Genomic DNA, 17,290 nt, shown 5'->3' on the forward strand with positions numbered 1-17,290 from the left:
TTAGAATCCAACTTTTGTTCCTTTTGCTATGACAACGATGCCTTCGTCGGACACATGGAATCGTTGTCTGTCTAGTTCTAGATCTTCGCCGATGATGGTACCCGCGGCGATTTCAACATTCTTGTCGATAATAGCGCGTTTAATTGTGCATCCTGCACCAATTTTCACATCACCCAAGATAACAGATTCACTAATGTAAGTGCCAGCAGCAATGTTACTGCGGTATCCGAGAACAGACTTATAAATTTTTGCGCCCTGAATGTAGCTACCACCCGAGATCAGGCTATCTGTCACCGTGACTTTTTTGTCTTCGACATCGATAAATGTCGCGGGTGGCAATGGTGAGTAGTAGGTGTGCAGCGGCCAACTGCGGTTATACAAAGAAAATGGCGGCTCTTTTTCCAACAAGTCCATGTGCGCGGACCAGTACGATTCAATCGTACCGACATCACGCCAGTAGCAAGAGTCTTTCTCTCCCTTGATCTTGTTGGTCGAAAAGTCATAAACGTACACGCCACCTTCGGGGAACATCTTTGGAATGATGTCCTTACCGAAATCGTGGCTGGAACCTTCTTTGGCCGCATCCGCGCGCAGTTCATCACACAGGGTCTCGGTTTCAAAGATGTAGTTCCCCATCGAGACCAACGCCCATTCTGGGTCGCCTGGAATTGATTTCGGGTTCTTCGGTTTCTCTTCAAAGCCGATCATACGACCTTCATCGTCCACTTCGATGACGCCGAATTGAGATGCCTGTGACAAAGGCATACGCAATGCAGATACGGTTAAACGCGCCTCTTTCTGACGGTGATAATCAAGCATCTGACGAATATCCATCTTGTAGATATGATCCGAACCAAAAATACACACTTGGTCCGATTCAGACGTCTCGATAAATCTCAGGTTCTGGTAGATGGCATCTGCGGTGCCTTCATACCAACGTTTACCGTCACGCATTTGAGCAGGAATAGAATCAATGAAACGGTCACGAATGCCAGAGACATTCCAACCTTTTTTCATGTGGATATATAGGGACTGGGATTTAAACTGAGTCAACACATAGATACGCATTAGATCAGCATTCACAAAGTTATTCAGCGCGAAATCGATCAGTCGATAGCTTCCGCCAAAAGGAACAGCCGGCTTGGTTCTGGATGCTGTCAGTGGCATCAGTCTAGAGCCTTCGCCGCCAGCCAAAATCATTCCTAATACACCAGTCATTATTGTTCTCCATTATGTGTTATTTCATTCGCCACAGTGAGGGTTGGGGGGAGTGGCAATACTTATCCTAAGTCGCTGGTTGCAGCATGCATGCAGCAAGCACAAAGTTCGTACCGAAAGTGCAACCAGTTGGCTATTACTTTATCCAAACCGTGTAGGAATACAATTTCAGAATCAGCATTCTCTAATGGAATTGCGCATTACCTTTCCAACTCCTAATCCCGCTCACAAAACAAGGATTTCGTTGCACATAAATCCCAACAATTCCTTCACGGTTTTTGCTCAAAAAATTGAGAAAACCATCAACATAGTAGTAACTGAATGTGACAAAAAATGGCTGATGTTGCATTTTATGCGGCGCCTGTACTTTCCGAGCGCCAAATGTGAATATTTTGTCGTGCGTCTTGCTTGGCAAAATAGAGTGCACCGTCAGCTTTCGCGAGTACGTCATTGATGTCGTTTTCATTCGAAACCAATGTGCCACCAACCGATAGCGGTACAACGAGGGATGTGTTGATCGCGGGAATATGCACCGGAACCTCACACTGCTTGCACAGCCGTTCCGCGAGCGATTGCAAACTTTGCGCACTGTCGTTTCGCACCAAAATTTGAAATTCGTTGTCTCCCCACCGGCACGCGGCGTCATATTCCCGAATATTGAGTTGAATGATGTTAACCACATGATGCAGAACAGACTCTGCGGCTTCGTGCCCGAGCGAACTTTGGATGGATTGAAACTGGCCAACTTCCACCCACAACAAGCCAAATACGCGACACTCTCGCCGACAACGAGCCAATTCCGCCCGCAATTCGGTATCCATGCCTCGTCGGTTCAACAGTTGTGTGAGCGGATCCACGGTGGACAATCGGTTCAAGGCTAACGTCCGCTCCGCAACCTGCGTTTCCACCTGTTGCTTCGCTTCAAACACCATGCGTTGACAATGCTCCGTCATGGTCATGATTTGCCTAATTTCGCTAGTCGACTGGCGGGAAACCAGCGGCAACTGGCTGGAAGCTTGTGATTGGACAAAGCCGAACATTTTTCGATGAATACGCCGAATGGGATGTATAAACACCGTATCCATGGTGAACGCCCACAGGAAACTCATGCCCCAAATGATGGCCATCAATAACCAATAAAACGCATTCAAGTGCTGAAGAACGGGCATGTGCTTCGCCTGCAGAATATTGAGTTCGAACCAATCCAGCTCAGGCAGGTAATTGAGTGCAACCAACGATGATGCGTCGTCATGATGCATCAAAATAGATAACGGCTCCTGCCCTGCTCGCTGCCGCTGCATCATCATGTTGACCTGATTCCAGTCCAATTCACTCGGCTGTGACATCTTCAGTGAGGCTGGTGAAGATGCGTCATCTGCATGCGGCGTCAGCAACGGTTGTCCATCGGCATTCAGCAGCAACGTCAACACGCCTTGTGTCTGTGACTCAGCGGGCGGCAAAGGCAAATCACGAAGATTCGTCTCGGTTTCGACAAACCCTAAGATTTGCTGATTGGCGATCATGAGCGTACGCACTTGTAACCAAGCTTCACGGCCATCATCGGGGTGCAGAATAGAGACCGAGGTTGTCTCATCAAGTTGGCGCTGTCCATTAATCGTGGGTGCCAAGGCCGCGTACTGAAAGTCGATCACATCGCTGACGGATGCGGTCTCAATGGGGGCGTTCACATCCAGGACCAAATGCAGGCGCGTTTCGCCCATCGTCGTGCGGTAGCGACGCAAGATGTCTGAGACACGGTGCTGCAACGACATATCGGCACTGTTCTGTATCCACATGTGCAACGTAGGTTCGTTTGACAAGCGCCGCGTCAACATGACTTGGTGCAAAATGGGCTGAAGCGCTTTCTGGCTGTCGTAACGAGCCAGCATGCCCGCCGCTTGTCCGAGCCATTCACTTTCAACTTGATGCAGAAGATAACGCGCGGCGCACGTTCCCACCACGCTGATACACAACGCCAACATGAGGTTGATGGAATAAATGCGCATCCTTAGTTTCATACCCAGCCATTCATGCTTATTGATGATTCAGAAAGACAGCTGTTGGTACTTTCTCAAAAAATTAAAATGAGAAATATCACTTAAAAGTTGCGTTTTGATCAGAGAGAGAGCTGGATCATGGTTTTAGAGCGATAAAAAAGGCAGCCCTTCGGCTGCCTTTGATGCGAAAATGAGGTTTACTTCGCTTTTTTGCGTTTGTCTGTGATGTCCCAGTGACCGTCGTTGTAAAGCGCCGTCCAACCGGATGGTTTGCCATCCGTTTCCGTACGAACGTAGTGCTCTTTACTCTTACGGCTAAAGCGAACCACCGCTTTCAGACCATCGGGATCTTGCGCAGGCGCATCGGCCAGATATTGGTATTTTTCTGGCAGGCGATCTTTGTATTTCGCCAACTCTTCCACCAATGGCGCGCGAGTTTCACGCGATTTAGGGAAGTTGCTCGCAGCAAGGAACAAACCCGAAGCACCGTCACGCAGTACAAAGTACGCATCTGAGTTTTCACACGGCAGTTCAGGGAAATGCACGGGATCTTCTTTTGGTGGCGCAACTTCGCCGTTACGAAGAATCTTACGTGTGTTCTTACAGGTTTCGCTAGTACAGTCCATGTATTTACCGAAGCGACCGTTTTTCAGTACCATGTCTGAACCACATTTGTCACACTCGACAACCGGACCATCGTAGCCTTTTACTTTGAACTCGCCTTGCTCAACGATGTAGCCTTCACAGTTCGGGTTGTTACCACAAACGTGCAGTTTACGCTTATCGTCAATCAGGTACGCGTCCATTGCTGTTTCACAGATTGGACAACGTTTCTTCGCGCGCAGCGCTGCGGTTTCAACGTCCTCTTCCAGCACGTTGATAATGCCATCTTCATCACCCAAGTTGATGGTGGTTTTACAACGCTCTTTCGGTGGCAACGCATAGCCTGAACAGCCAAGGAACACACCGGTTGAAGCCGTGCGAATTCCCATTGGGCGTGAACACGTCGGACACAAAATATTGGTCATCACGATATGGTTCGGTTTCATACCGCCGTGATCTTCATCTTGCTCAGCTGTTTCAAGGTTGTGGCTGAAGTCTTCAAAGAAGTTATCCAGCACGCCTTTCCAGCTGGTTTCACCTTCGGCAATTTGGTCCAGTTTCTGTTCCATACGCGCGGTGAAGTCGTAGTTCATGAGATCTTCGAAGCTGTCATCAAGACGGTCTGTCACGATCTCGCCCATCTTTTCAGCGTAGAAACGACGCTGATCCACTTTCACATAACCGCGGTCTTGAATGGTGGAAATGATGGATGCGTAAGTCGACGGACGACCGATACCGCGTTTTTCCAGTTCTTTAACCAGTGCCGCTTCCGTATAACGTGCGGGCGGCTTGGTAAAGTGCTGTTTTGGATCCAACTTCTCAAGTGACAGTGTCTCACCCACTTCAACCGCTGGCAGGATCTGATCTTCGTTCTTACCCAGTGGGCGCTGAACACGTGTCCAACCATCAAACTTCAGGATACGACCTTTCGCTTTCAGGGTGTATTCCGCAGCTTTCACGCTCACCGTGGTTGAATCGTATTTTGCAGGCGTCATTTGACACGACACAAATTGATTCCAAATCAGGGCATACAGTTTGTGCGCGTCAGCTTCCATACCTTCCAAGGCATCGGCTTTCACCGCCACATCAGATGGACGAATCGCTTCGTGCGCCTCTTGCGCCCCTTCTTTGCTGCCGTACACATTTGGCTTACCTGGCAGGTAAGCCTCACCGAATTCGCTCGTAATGTACTGACGAACCGCATCAACGGCTTCAGAACTGAGGTTGGTCGAGTCGGTACGCATGTAGGTAATGTAACCGGCTTCGTACAGACGTTGCGCCAACATCATGGTTTTCTTCACACCGTAACCTAAGCGAGTACTTGCCGCTTGTTGCAGTGTCGAGGTAATAAATGGGGCCGAAGGCTTGCTGCTGGTTGGCTTATCTTCGCGTTTGCACACTTCATAAGCCGCTTTTTGCAGCACAGACATGGCAGCCATTGCTTCTGCTTCATTCGAAGGTTTGAATGCAACGCCATCTTTCTGTGCCACCAGCAGGCGGAAATCTTCTTTGCTCGGTGTTTTGGTGTCTGCGTGAATATCCCAGAATTCTTCCGGCACAAACGCTTTGATTTCGCGCTCACGTTCCACCAGCAGTTTCACGGCAACCGACTGAACACGGCCAGCCGACAGACCACGAGCCACTTTTTTCCACAACAGTGGCGACACCATAAAGCCCACCACGCGGTCCATGAAACGACGCGCTTGCTGAGCATTCACGCCATCCATGTTCAGCTCACCAGGTTGTTGGAAAGCTTGTTGGATCGCGTTTTTGGTAATTTCGTTAAACACAACACGTTTATATCGCTCTTCATCGCCGCCGATGATCTCACGAAGGTGCCAAGCGATGGCTTCTCCCTCGCGGTCCAAGTCGGTTGCGAGATAAACGCTGTCTGCGTCTTTCGCTAGTTTCTGTAGTTCGGCAACGACCTTTTCTTTCCCCGGTAGGATTTGATAATTCGCTTCCCAACCGTGATAAGGGTCGACACCCATTTTTTTGATCAGTGCAGCCTTGTCTTTCTCTTTCTTTAAGCGCGCTTTTTCTTCCACACTTAAATTCTTAGTTGACGTAGGTGCTGCTTTTTTCGTAGTCGTACTGCTCTGACCGGCAGTAGGCAGATCGCGGACGTGACCGACACTAGACTTCACAATAAAGTCTTTGCCAAGATATTTGTTGATTGTTTTGGCCTTGGCTGGCGACTCCACTATAACGAGTGATTTACCCATAATTTGACTCAAATGTCCTTAATCACTATGCGAACAGTCGTCGCATTGACGTTCTAAAATATTGCTTCTTTTTTTACTATCGAGCCGAACAAAGAGAAGATCAACTTGTTTTTTTAAAAAACCATTTATTTGCTCGACAATTGGACGAAAGCGTATTGGTGCATCGAAAACCCGCACATACTAAAGTGACATTGCGGAAGGCGCGACTGCAAACGAGTGAAATATGGAACAAATCACAGTTTGATCATCAACAAGAATGTGACTTTATCTGTTTTTGATCATGGTTTTTGCGTGTCACAGTCCTAAACTGTGGGCAGTTCAACCCTGAGGAGATCTACTATGAGCGATAAGACAAGCATCAGCGAATTTGATTTACTGCTGATCGCCAACCAACTGATTCAGGAGCATGAAAACTACATGGACGGCATGCGTGCAGACAGTGTGGAAGAGAAAGACGGCGTCCTGGTGTTTAAAGGCAACTACTTTCTCGATGATAAAGGGCTGCCAACACCAAAAACCACGGCGGTGTTCAATATGTTCAAATATCTCGCCCATCAGCTTTCAAAAGAGTTTACGCTGCAAAAATAATAAAAGCCTCTTTATGAGGCTTTTATTTCAATCACTTTAATGACTCAGTTGTGCAAACTTATCAAAGTAATCTGGGAACGTTTTTGACGTACACTTCGGATCATTGATGGTCACTGGGATATCGCTCAACGCAACGAGCGAGAAGCACATGGCCATGCGGTGATCGTCATACGTGTCAATCGCTGCGTGAATCAACTTTTGAGGTGGCGTGATGATGATGTAATCCTCACCCTCTTCTACCGTCGCACCCACTTTACGTAGCTCAGTTGCCATCGCCGCCAAACGATCCGTCTCTTTCACACGCCAGTTATACACATTGCGAATGGCGGTGGTGCCGTTGGCAAACAACGCGGCCGTGGCAATGGTCATCGCCGCATCCGGAATGTGGTTGAAATCCAAATCAACCGCATTGAGTTCGCCGCGGCGAGCAATGACGTAATCTTCCCCCCACTCAATGTGCGCGCCCATTTTTTCCAGCGCTTCTGCAAACTGAATGTCACCTTGAATGCTGTTTTTCCCAATACCGGTCACTTTCACCTGACCGCCCTTGATGGCCGCTGCCGCGAGGAAATAAGACGCCGAAGAGGCATCCCCTTCAACCAGAAAGTTGCCAGGCGATACATAAGACTGACCCGCCGGAATCACAAATTCTTGGTAATCGTTGTTGATCACCTGAACGCCGAACTGTTCCATGATGTGCAATGTGATATCAATGTACGGTTTGGAAACCAATTCACCATCAATTTGAATGGTCACTTTACCTTTGGCCAGTGGCGCCGACATCAAAAATGCCGTTAAGAATTGGCTAGAAATCGACCCATCGATCGTCACGGTGCCTGATTCAAGCCCAGTCCCGGTAATGCGTAATGGTGGGTAGTTTTCATTTTCGAGATATTCGATTTGCGCGCCAGCTTGACGCAGCGCATCGACCAAATGGCCAATCGGACGCTCTTTCATACGTGGTTCACCGGTTAAGATGAACTCGCCTTCGCCTAAACAGAGCGCCGCCGCCAGTGGGCGCATCGCGGTGCCTGCATTGCCGAGGAACAGCTCTTGAAGTTCAGACACGGTAAACGGCTTACCCAGTCCTTCCACTTCACATTCAGTTTTATCTTCTGACAGGCGATACACCACGCCCAGCTTGCTCAGCGCATTCAACATGTGGCGAATATCGTCACTGTCGAGTAGATTGGTCAGACGAGTCGTACCTTTGGCGAGTGCCGCAAGTAATAAAGCGCGGTTTGATACACTTTTAGAACCCGGAAGGTTCACTTCTCCGTCAATTTTTGAAATGGGTTGTAACGTGAGGCTTTCCATTAAAGTTGTGTTCCTTGCACCGCCACTATTCCTGTTTTTATTTAGGGCAGTGAAAATTCTTCGTAACCGCAGACTAACCAAATTCCCAAAGGAGCGCCAGTGCTAATCTGCGGTTTAAAATGAAATTCTTGCCAGGCCCACGCAGCCAGCAAAATTGCATGTTGTAAGGGTTATAATTCCTTATCAACGCGAACGCCATCATTAAAATAGAGAATACGAACGCGATCGCCTGGGCTAAATAACATATGACGATCGACATCTTGAATCACATCGATTAACTTGCCGTCGGCGGTTTTAATCAGAACTTCCACCAAGCGATATTCGACCTGATAACTTTGATTGGCGTTGGCACGCGCCACACCTGCGCCAGCCACAGCGCCAATGGCAGTGGCCACCTCTCTGCCATGACCATCACCAAACTGGTTGCCAATCAAGCCGCCGACAACGGCACCAAGTAAAGTTTCCCAGCCGTTTGCTTTGGAGTGCACCATGTCTTGCTGAGAGATGTAGCGAACGGTTTCAATTTGACCAAACACCACGTCGTTCACCGGGCGTGCTTGATTTCGCTGATAGGCAGCATTGGCAAACAGAGGAAAAATCAATAAGATCCATAACCAGCGTTTCATGTTTATCTCCTTTGAGGGATGACTGTTATTGGGACAATGTTGAGCGACTAGGAAACCGATCACGCAATGGCGATATATCTCACCGAACTGGCGTTGGAACATTTTGATTTTCCGTCGCCCTATTCCGCACTCAAAGAGCCCAATGGTTTACTGGCCTTTGGCGGGGACCTGAATCCAACGCGTATTTACCAGGGTTACCAGCAGGGCATCTTCCCGTGGTTTGGCCCCGGTGAACCCATTTTATGGTGGAGCCCGTCGCCAAGAGCCGTGTTTGATCCTAAGACCTTCATACCGGCAAAAAGTGTGAAAAAATTTCAGCGCAAGCATCAATATACCGTCAGTATTAATCATGCCACGACGGATGTCATCGAAATGTGCGCCGCGGTGCGCTCCCCACAAGAGACATGGTTGAATGAGCCGATGCGCCAGGCTTACGGGCAATTGGCTCGCGAAGGCAAATGTCATTCCGTGGAGGTGTGGCAGCACGACACCTTGGTGGGCGGGCTGTACGGCATTGAAGTGGGTCAATTATTTTGTGGCGAATCGATGTTTAGCACCGCGACCAACGCCTCTAAAATCGCCCTGTGGTATTTTTGCCACCATTTCAGCCCCCATCAGGGCAAACTGATTGACTGCCAAGTGATGAACCCACACCTTAAATCATTGGGCGCTAAGGAATTATCCCGCGACAACTTTATGCAATCGTTGCTATCTTTAAAAGAACAGCATGTCACAGAACGTTGTTTTCAACCCCAGTGGCTCTCGTGCCCCGTTGAAACATCTGCTGAGGAGTAATTATGAGTTCCGATCTGCAACAGATTCGTATTGGTCTCACCAACAACCACCCGTGCAGCTACCTTAAAGACCGCATGGAGCGCGTGGCAGTGGCCATCGACACTCAGATGCAAACCCCCGAGAACTATGAAATTTTGCTGGCGAACGGGTTTCGTCGTAGCGGCGACACCATCTATAAGCCCCATTGCGATACGTGCAGCGCATGCGAAGCGCTCCGCGTTTCCGTGGCCGACTTTACGCCCTCAAAAAGCCAAAAACGCTTGCTGAATAAGACGCGGGACGATGTGCGTTGGGAGCTCAAAGAGACCATGGATAGCGAGTGGTTCGCACTCTACGCCCGTTATATCAAAGCCCGTCATCGCGATGGCAGCATGTACCCGCCTCGTAAAGATGAGTTTGATAAATTTGCCCATTCGCTGTGGTTAGAGACCCGTTATCTTCATATTTATCAGAACGATAAGTTAATTGCCGTTGCCATTACTGACTTCATGCCCCATTGCGCCAGCGCGTTCTATACTTTCTTTGATCCTGATCTGACCTTGTCCATCGGGACCTTGGGGGTCCTCATTCAGTTGGAACTGTGTCGCCAGATGAACAAACAGTGGCTTTATTTGGGATATCAAATCGATGAATGCCCTGCCATGAACTACAAAGTGCGCTTCCAACCTCATCAAAGGCTAGTAAATCAGCGTTGGCAAGGGTAGAATACGCCCCAACTTTACTTATTGATCGATTAACGGCAGAATGCGACCGTTAATTTTTGCCTAATTTCTAAAGAGGATTAAATGGCTAAAGAAGACGTAATTGAGATGCAAGGTACTGTCCTTGATACTCTTCCAAACACAATGTTCCGTGTTGAGCTAGAAAACGGTCACACAGTGACAGCTCACATCTCTGGTAAAATGCGTAAGAACTACATCCGTATCCTTACTGGTGACAAAGTGACTGTTGAGATGACTCCGTACGACCTGACTAAAGGCCGCATCGTCTTCCGTGCTCGTTAATCACTGATTTTCGAATGCAACAAAAACGGAGCTATAAGCTCCGTTTTTGTTGCCTAAGAGACAGAACGACAAAGAAAAAGCGCACTACAAAGAGTGCGCTTTTTTATGGATGATAATTGGACCTAAGCGAAATGCTTTCGCACCATCAGTGAACCACTTCTTCTTTGGTTCCCATGTACTCAAAGGTCAGTTGGTCATCGTTCAGATTCACCTTCACCGTGCCCCCATCAACCAGTGAGCCAAACAGCAGCTCATTCGCCAACGGTTTCTTCAGTTGTTCCTGAATCACACGTCCCATTGGACGGGCACCCATGTCACGGTCATAACCTCTGACCGCCAACCAGTGACGAGCGTCTTCCGAGACCTCCAGAGACACACCGCGTGCATCCAACTGAACCTGAAGCTCGACGATGAACTTGTCGACCACCTGATGAATCACACGTTCGTCCAGCGCGTTAAACCAGATGATGTGGTCAAGGCGGTTACGGAACTCAGGTGTGAACACTTTCTTGATTTCCGCCATCGCATCATGGCTGTGGTCCTGCTGAATCATACCAATGGACTTCTTCACAGTTTCCGCCACACCCGCGTTGGTGGTCATCACCAAAATGACATTACGGAAGTCGGCTTTACGACCGTTGTTATCCGTTAGCGTGCCGTTATCCATGACCTGCAATAGCAAGTTGAAGATATCCGGGTGCGCTTTCTCAATCTCATCTAGCAATACCACCGAATGAGGATGCTTAATCACCGCATCGGTCAACAGGCCGCCTTGGTCGAAACCTACGTAGCCCGGAGGCGCACCAATCAAACGGCTGACCGAATGACGTTCACCGTATTCCGACATGTCAAAGCGCAGCAGTTCGATGCCCAGCAGTTTCGACAGTTGCACAGTGACTTCGGTTTTACCCACACCCGTTGGACCAGCAAACAAGAATGACCCCACCGGACGATTATCCGAGCCCAATCCTGCACGAGTCAGTTTGATGGATTCAGACAGCACATCAATGGCATTGTCTTGTCCGAACACCAGCATCTTCATTTTCTGATCAAGATTTTTCAGAATATCTTTATCCGAAGAAGAGACTGATTTTTCGGGAATACGCGCCATTTTAGCCACCATGGCTTCGATATCCGCCACACCGACGGTTTTCTTACGGCGACTCGCTGGCAGCAAGCGAACTCGCGCGCCCGCTTCGTCAATCACGTCAATCGCTTTATCAGGCAGATGACGTTCGTTGATGTATTTCGCCGACAGTTCCACCGCAGCACGCAGTGCTTCTTTGGTGTAACGCACATCATGGTGCGCTTCATATTTCGGTTTCAGCCCCATCAGAATCTTCGTGGTGTCATCAAGTGATGGTTCCACAATGTCGATTTTTTGGAAGCGGCGAGATAGCGCACGCTCTTTTTCAAAAATATTGCTGTATTCCTGATACGTGGTCGACCCAATACAGCGCAACTTACCACTGCTCAGCAACGGTTTGATGAGGTTCGCCGCATCGACTTGCCCGCCAGAAGCGGCACCCGCACCAATGATGGTGTGGATTTCATCAATGAACAGAATGGCGTCTTTTTCTTTCTCAAGCTGTTTCAAAATCGATTTGAAACGTTTTTCAAAATCACCACGGTACTTGGTGCCTGCCAGCAGCGAACCGATGTCCAGCGAGTAAATCACGCTGTCTTGAATCACTTCCGGTACTTGGCCTTCCACGATTCGCCATGCAAGGCCTTCCGCGATGGCCGTTTTACCGACACCCGCCTCACCCACTAACAGCGGGTTATTTTTACGGCGGCGACACAGCACTTGAATGGTTCGTTCCAGCTCTTTATCACGACCAATCAGCGGGTCGATCTGACCTTGTTTCGCCAAATTGTTCAAGTTGGTCGCAAAGCTTTCCAAACGTTCGTCAGCGCTGATCTCTTCACCGCTCTCCGTACCGAATGAATCCGGTGATGATTCATCGCCAGAGCTCGATGCTTTGGTGATGCCGTGTGAAATGTAGTTCACGATATCCAAACGACTGATGTCGTTTTTCTTCAGCAAGTATGCTGCGTGAGATTCCTGTTCACTGAAAATCGCCACCAGCACGTTTGCACCAGTCACTTCACTGCGGCCAGAAGACTGAACATGGAACACCGCACGCTGAAGCACACGCTGGAAACTCAACGTTGGTTGGGTTTCACGTGTTTCATCGTTTTCAGGAATCAGGGGGGTTGTTTGATCGATAAACGTGTCAAGTTCACGACGTAGTATGTCGATGTCTGCCTGACAGGCCAGTAATGCTTCCTTCGCTGCATCGTTTTCCAGCAATGCAAGTAGGAGGTGCTCGACGGTCATAAATTCATGTCTTTTGTCTCGCGCTCGAGCGAACGCGCCGTTTAGACTCGACTCTAGTTCTTTGTTAAGCATAAGGCCTCCTTAAGGAACAACCACATTGTCGTCGCAAGTATTAAGCTCGCTCCATGGTACACAGAAGTGGATGCTCATTTTCCCTTGAGTACATTGTCACCTGTGCGACTTTCGTCTCTGCAACCTCTGCAGTAAATGTGCCACAAATTGCTTTCCCTTCGTAATGCACCTTCAGCATCACTTGAGTCGCTCGTTCTATATCCATCGAGAAAAAACGCTCCAGGATTTCGATAACAAAGTCCATCGGTGTGTAATCATCGTTGTTTAACACTACGTTATACATCGCCGGTGGCTTAATTGCTGTTTCTTCTCGCTCCAGTAAATCTGAGCCTGGAGTCACCCATTCAAAGTTTCTACTCATGACGGCCGTGTTTCAGACTGTTTCTCATACAAATTAGACATTTCAGTCTCTTCTATCAGCACGGTTTCATAACCTAACATGCTGTCAGTTCAGGTGAAAAACAACCCTTACTAAGAGACTAATGCAGCAATTGTATCGCTGCAAATAAAACATTGCTATCCGGGCTCATCACACAAGCGAACGTTTAAAAATCCGCCATCATTATGCAAACCCATTCACAATATGCATCGCTATTTGCAAATGTCATCTTTATCAAAATGCGACGATAGCAACGCGAAAGTTAACGAAGTTGCAATTAAACGATGGGAACGTCAGTTAGAGAGACAACAATAGTGATTTACTTATAAAACTCCGTACCTTTATACGTTTTTCCTATTGACTGTGTTCAATCATTGACTACATTGGTCAATTAGTGACTAAAAATTTGGCAGCGGCTGAATGGCTATTCACGATTGAGAAAACGCCAAGATGGAAAATAGTGAGGGTTTTCTTCAACAACATCAGTAAATAAATGCATGAGGGATGTATAGCATGGCTACAGGTACAGTAAAATGGTTCAACAACGCCAAAGGATTTGGGTTTATTTGTCCGGAAGGTGAAGATGGAGACATTTTTGCGCACTACTCAACGATCAAAATGGATGGCTACCGCACGTTGAAGGCGGGTCAGCAAGTGTCGTATGAGGTTGAACAAGGACCGAAAGGCTACCACGCAAGCAGCGTCGTACCGATTGAAGGTCAATTAGCAAAATAATCGCTGCCAATTGTTGTAAATAAAAAACGGTATTTGTACCGGAGTAACATGAGCCAACCCCCATTCGTCAAGTGGTCACTTTTCGTCAATTGGGTGTTGGCTCTTTGTTTTTGAATGAAACGTGAGGCGATCGTGCGTTAAATATCTAACGCAGCATGATGCCCTTGGTAAATCGCGGTTGTAATGGTTGAGACTTTCACGCAGTCGCCCACTTGCGCTACCAGCGGTGCGCAATCCCACAATTCATCCACACTCGCACGGCGAGAACGCTGACCTAGCGCGCAGATCACGCTGGACCCATCGATATGCACGGTTTCGCCATCCGCATTTTCACACACCACACCATCAGCACGCACTTCAACGGCTTTGTGATTTTTCAACACAGTAATGCCAGATTTTTCAATTTCAGCCAGCAACAACGGACGATGACGGATATTCGCATCAGGTGACAACTCGCTGTTCATTTCAATCAATGTCACGTTTTTGTGTTCACGCGCTAAGTGAATTGCAGCTTCACACCCCGCCAAGCCACCACCGAGCACGATCACGTCGTGACTGATGTCGTTGACGTGATGATGGTAGTCATTAATCAGCACAGCGTTCTCTTTCAATCCACTGATCGGTGGCATAAACGGTGCGGAACCGACCGCCAGAATAATGTGATCGGGTTGAATCGCATCAGCATAGGCTTTATCCACCATGGTGTTCAAACGAATGTCGACGCCGGCGTCTTCACACAGTTTGCCCAACGTAACACCCAGTTGGTACATCTCGTATTTGAAAGAAATGGCCTGTTCACCAATCAAGATGCCGCCCACTTCATCGCCCTTTTCACACAAAATAACGTCATGACCGCGTTTCGCAGCGGTTAGCGCGGCTTGCAGACCCGCAGGACCACCACCAACCACCAGCACTTTTTTCTTCGTTGCCGCTGGAACAATTTCCAATCCATCCAACTCACGACCGATAATTGGGTTCACGGTACAACGACGCGTCGCGGTTTGTGCGCGCTCGGCCATGCAAGTGAAACAACGCAGACAGCGCACAATGCGGTCATCTTGGTTAGTGATCACTTTCTTCGGCAATTCTGGGTCCGCCAACAGCGCTCGCGCCATTTCCACGATATCCGCTTTGCCGGAAGCGATGATCTCTTCCATTTGTGCTGGATCGTTCAAACCACCAATCGTTGCCACAGGCACAGACACCTGTTGTTTGATGGCTTCCGCCAGATACACGTTGCTGCCGTGTGGCAAGAACATGGATGGGTGAGTCACGCCAAAGCCACGTTGATACGTGCCTGCAGACACGTGTAGCAAATCGATACGACTTTCAATCAGCTTGGCAATTTCGATCCCTTCCGCTAAGTCGTAGCCCCCCTCAAATAGCTCTGAACCACTTAAGCGAAACTCAATAGGGAAACCCGGACCAACCGCCTTACGCACGCTGTCTAACACTTCTTGTGCAAAACGCACGCGGTTTTCGATGCTACCGCCGTATTTGTCGGTACGTTTGTTAAAGTAAGGCGACAGGAACTGGTTGATCAACCAACCATGGCCACCATGCACCATCACCATTTCAAAACCTGCGCGTTTGGCGAGTGCAGCTTTTTCGCCGTAGGCCGCAACGATGTCGTCAATCAGCGCTTGTGTCAGCTCTCGCACTTCACGACCATCAGGACGTGTGGTGTTACTTGGTCCCCATTGGCACAAGCCTTCTTTTTTGCTCTTGTCGGTGAGGTACGTCCCTGCGTATTGGCCGGAGTGAGACAGCTCCACGCTGGCAATCGCGCCATGGCGACGAATCGCATCCGCTGTGTATGTAAAGCTGGCAAGCGATCCCGGTGTTTGTAAATCTAGGTGGTACATGTGCGAGCCTTCGGTCTCTGGGTGAACCACCAATTCACTCACGGTGACACTCGACACGCCACCTTTGGCTCGGTTTTCATAAAACTTGGTTGATGCCGGGCCAATGGTGCAATCTGCAGTGATGTCGGTGCCGCCCATTGGCGCACCAAACATGCGGTTTCTAAAGTACACGTTACCAATTTTGATGGGTTTGCTGAGGTGTGGAAATTTTCTTTTCATAGCGATATGCCCGTTACAAATTTTTTGGATGCGCTTGCACAGTAAGCTTTTGATTTGAAGCTTGGTTCACCATGCGAAACACGAAAGATAGAATCAGACCAAGAACACTAAATGCGATACCAATTAAGAAGGCGTGGTCAAAGCTGCGGGTGGCGTTAAAGACGCTACGCATAATGGTTGGGCCACAGAAACCTGCGACAGCAAACCCGGTAAACATAATCCCAAAGTTCACGCTGTTGTTTTTGGGCCCAAATTGATCGGCAGTCAGGCCAGGGAAAACGCCCATAAAAGAGCCAAAACAGATTCCCACGATCGATAATCCGATGTAGAACTCTGTCACATCACCTTGGCCGGCAATGTACAGCAGATACAGGCCAATGATGGAGAGTAAACAGGTCAACGCTAAGGTATTGAGTCGGCCAATGCGGTCAGACAACACGCCAGCCAGCACGCGACCAGACACATTGAAGAACGCCAAGGTCGAGACCGCGCCAGTCGCTGCTGCGACATCCATCCCAATCATGTTTTGTGCCATGGGGTAAGCCAGTGGTATGCACATCAATCCGGCAACTGCGCCAGACATCAATAAGCAGATCAGCACGTAGAAAGTTGGCGAGGCCAGCATCTCTTTCCAATCTTTGTTGACAATCGCAGGGGCACCCGCTGTGTGTTTTGGCTCCCAACCCGCCGGTTTGAATCCATCGGGACATTTGGTAATCACTAACCCGCTGGCGCAGACAATCACCGTAAATACGGCACCAATGATTTTGAATGCGGCAATGACGCCGAACGAAGAAATGATGACCGCGGCAATGGGTGGAATGATGACGGAACTGACGCCAAACAACGCGGTGGTTAAACCACCCACAAGGCCACGATGATCAGGGAAGAATTTGATGCTGGTGCTGATGGTTGCCCCGTACACCATGCCGAGTCCTAACCCGGTGACAATGCCATAACTCCACACCAAATGATTGAGTTGTGTGGCATAACCCGACAGGAACATGCCGCCGCCAAACAACAACCCACCGATGAAAATCACCAGTTTCGGGCCAAATGTGTCGTTAATTTTGCCGCCAGAAATCATGGTAATGGGGCCGACAGAGTTACACACAATAAACACAATGGCTAAGTCTGTCCCGGTTAACGTGATGCCATTGAGCGCCCCCAAGTATTGCGCCATGGGCGTTGAAAACACGCTCCATGCGTACATCGATCCAACGCATAAATTAATAAAACAGCAGGCCACTAAAATAGCCCAACGTTTTTGAGTATAGGCTTCGGTCATAACGCCTTCCCCTGAATC

The 17,290-nt window shown here is 48.8% G+C and carries 14 protein-coding genes; 5 read left to right on the plus strand and 9 right to left on the minus strand.

The genetic code is table 11. The annotated features are described in order from the left end of the window. From glgC to topA, 3 genes are all read right to left on the minus strand, one after another. Positions 1–1,218, minus strand: a complete 1,218-nt coding sequence (glgC, locus tag ACS18Q_RS08585) for a glucose-1-phosphate adenylyltransferase (protein ID WP_441256926.1) — start codon at positions 1,216–1,218, stop codon at positions 1–3. Positions 1,219–1,568: 350 nt separating this feature from the next. Continuing rightward, a complete protein-coding gene (locus ACS18Q_RS08590) occupies positions 1,569–3,236 on the minus strand; it encodes a GGDEF domain-containing protein (RefSeq protein WP_441256927.1) in 1,668 nt (555 codons plus the stop codon). 176 nt (positions 3,237–3,412) lie between these two features. Then, positions 3,413–6,043, minus strand: coding sequence for a type I DNA topoisomerase (gene topA / locus ACS18Q_RS08595; RefSeq protein ID WP_038151022.1), 2,631 nt, complete (start codon positions 6,041–6,043; stop codon positions 3,413–3,415). Positions 6,044–6,382: 339 nt separating this feature from the next. Between topA and ACS18Q_RS08600 the strand changes: the two genes are divergently transcribed. Further along, positions 6,383–6,631: a YciN family protein gene (locus ACS18Q_RS08600; protein WP_154181277.1), complete on the plus strand. Its 249-nt coding sequence runs from the start codon at positions 6,383–6,385 to the stop codon at positions 6,629–6,631. Positions 6,632–6,667: 36 nt separating this feature from the next. On the opposite strand, the gene aroA is transcribed toward ACS18Q_RS08600, so the two are convergent. Further along, positions 6,668–7,948 (minus strand): 3-phosphoshikimate 1-carboxyvinyltransferase, encoded by a 1,281-nt coding sequence (gene aroA, locus ACS18Q_RS08605; RefSeq protein WP_441256928.1) that lies wholly within the window; start codon positions 7,946–7,948, stop codon positions 6,668–6,670. Positions 7,949–8,118: 170 nt separating this feature from the next. Next, complete coding sequence (locus ACS18Q_RS08610; protein ID WP_004725417.1) at positions 8,119–8,574, minus strand: glycine zipper 2TM domain-containing protein; 456 nt, start codon at positions 8,572–8,574, stop codon at positions 8,119–8,121. A 66-nt stretch (positions 8,575–8,640) separates the two neighbouring features. On the opposite strand from ACS18Q_RS08610, the gene aat reads away from it, so the two are divergent. The 3 genes from aat (at position 8,641) to infA (ending at position 10,373) form a co-directional block, all read left to right on the plus strand. Further along, positions 8,641–9,369, plus strand: a complete 729-nt coding sequence (gene aat, locus ACS18Q_RS08615) for a leucyl/phenylalanyl-tRNA--protein transferase (protein WP_441256929.1) — start codon at positions 8,641–8,643, stop codon at positions 9,367–9,369. 2 nt (positions 9,370–9,371) lie between these two features. Beyond that, positions 9,372–10,073, plus strand: a complete 702-nt coding sequence (locus ACS18Q_RS08620; RefSeq protein ID WP_004725413.1) for an arginyltransferase — start codon at positions 9,372–9,374, stop codon at positions 10,071–10,073. Positions 10,074–10,154: 81 nt separating this feature from the next. After that, a complete protein-coding gene (gene infA, locus ACS18Q_RS08625; RefSeq protein WP_004725411.1) occupies positions 10,155–10,373 on the plus strand; it encodes a translation initiation factor IF-1 in 219 nt (72 codons plus the stop codon). Between the two features lie 145 nt (positions 10,374–10,518). Here the strand turns inward: infA and clpA are convergent, their stop codons facing one another. Further along, positions 10,519–12,786: an ATP-dependent Clp protease ATP-binding subunit ClpA gene (clpA, locus tag ACS18Q_RS08630; RefSeq protein ID WP_014204897.1), complete on the minus strand. Its 2,268-nt coding sequence runs from the start codon at positions 12,784–12,786 to the stop codon at positions 10,519–10,521. 40 nt (positions 12,787–12,826) lie between these two features. Next, entirely contained in the window at positions 12,827–13,147 is a 321-nt protein-coding gene (gene clpS / locus ACS18Q_RS08635) for an ATP-dependent Clp protease adapter ClpS (RefSeq protein WP_038151016.1), read from the minus strand. A gap of 531 nt (positions 13,148–13,678) precedes the next feature. Between clpS and cspD the strand changes: the two genes are divergently transcribed. Continuing rightward, the gene (gene cspD / locus ACS18Q_RS08640; RefSeq protein WP_004725408.1) at positions 13,679–13,900 is read left to right on the plus strand and encodes a cold shock domain-containing protein CspD; all 222 of its coding nucleotides are present in this window, start codon (positions 13,679–13,681) and stop codon (positions 13,898–13,900) included. A gap of 137 nt (positions 13,901–14,037) precedes the next feature. Here cspD and ACS18Q_RS08645 read toward each other — a convergent pair whose 3' ends face one another. Both ACS18Q_RS08645 and ACS18Q_RS08650 read right to left on the minus strand, forming a co-directional pair. Continuing rightward, complete coding sequence (locus ACS18Q_RS08645; RefSeq protein WP_004725406.1) at positions 14,038–15,984, minus strand: FAD-dependent oxidoreductase; 1,947 nt, start codon at positions 15,982–15,984, stop codon at positions 14,038–14,040. Between the two features lie 13 nt (positions 15,985–15,997). Beyond that, positions 15,998–17,272, minus strand: a complete 1,275-nt coding sequence (locus ACS18Q_RS08650) for an L-lactate MFS transporter (RefSeq protein ID WP_441256930.1) — start codon at positions 17,270–17,272, stop codon at positions 15,998–16,000. Positions 17,273–17,290 lie beyond the last annotated feature (18 nt).

The sequence above is a fragment of the Vibrio sp. Vf1514 genome, assembly GCF_052076135.1.
Taxonomy (GTDB): Bacteria; Pseudomonadota; Gammaproteobacteria; order Enterobacterales; family Vibrionaceae; genus Vibrio; species Vibrio furnissii.

Excerpts from the sequence above, each read along its gene's own strand:
- ACS18Q_RS08590 (WP_441256927.1), bottom strand. The coding sequence starts at position 3,236 with ATGAAACTAAGGATGCGCATTTATTCCATCAACCTCATGTTGGCGTTG.
- clpS (WP_038151016.1), bottom strand. The coding sequence starts at position 13,147 with ATGAGTAGAAACTTTGAATGGGTGACTCCAGGCTCAGATTTACTGGAG.
- glgC (WP_441256926.1), bottom strand. The coding sequence starts at position 1,218 with ATGACTGGTGTATTAGGAATGATTTTGGCTGGCGGCGAAGGCTCTAGA.
- ACS18Q_RS08645 (WP_004725406.1), bottom strand. The coding sequence starts at position 15,984 with ATGAAAAGAAAATTTCCACACCTCAGCAAACCCATCAAAATTGGTAAC.
- ACS18Q_RS08600 (WP_154181277.1), top strand. The coding sequence starts at position 6,383 with ATGAGCGATAAGACAAGCATCAGCGAATTTGATTTACTGCTGATCGCC.
- aat (WP_441256929.1), top strand. The coding sequence starts at position 8,641 with ATGGCGATATATCTCACCGAACTGGCGTTGGAACATTTTGATTTTCCG.
- cspD (WP_004725408.1), top strand. The coding sequence starts at position 13,679 with ATGGCTACAGGTACAGTAAAATGGTTCAACAACGCCAAAGGATTTGGG.
- clpA (WP_014204897.1), bottom strand. The coding sequence starts at position 12,786 with ATGCTTAACAAAGAACTAGAGTCGAGTCTAAACGGCGCGTTCGCTCGA.
- aroA (WP_441256928.1), bottom strand. The coding sequence starts at position 7,948 with ATGGAAAGCCTCACGTTACAACCCATTTCAAAAATTGACGGAGAAGTG.
- ACS18Q_RS08620 (WP_004725413.1), top strand. The coding sequence starts at position 9,372 with ATGAGTTCCGATCTGCAACAGATTCGTATTGGTCTCACCAACAACCAC.
- infA (WP_004725411.1), top strand. The coding sequence starts at position 10,155 with ATGGCTAAAGAAGACGTAATTGAGATGCAAGGTACTGTCCTTGATACT.
- ACS18Q_RS08650 (WP_441256930.1), bottom strand. The coding sequence starts at position 17,272 with ATGACCGAAGCCTATACTCAAAAACGTTGGGCTATTTTAGTGGCCTGC.
- ACS18Q_RS08610 (WP_004725417.1), bottom strand. The coding sequence starts at position 8,574 with ATGAAACGCTGGTTATGGATCTTATTGATTTTTCCTCTGTTTGCCAAT.
- topA (WP_038151022.1), bottom strand. The coding sequence starts at position 6,043 with ATGGGTAAATCACTCGTTATAGTGGAGTCGCCAGCCAAGGCCAAAACA.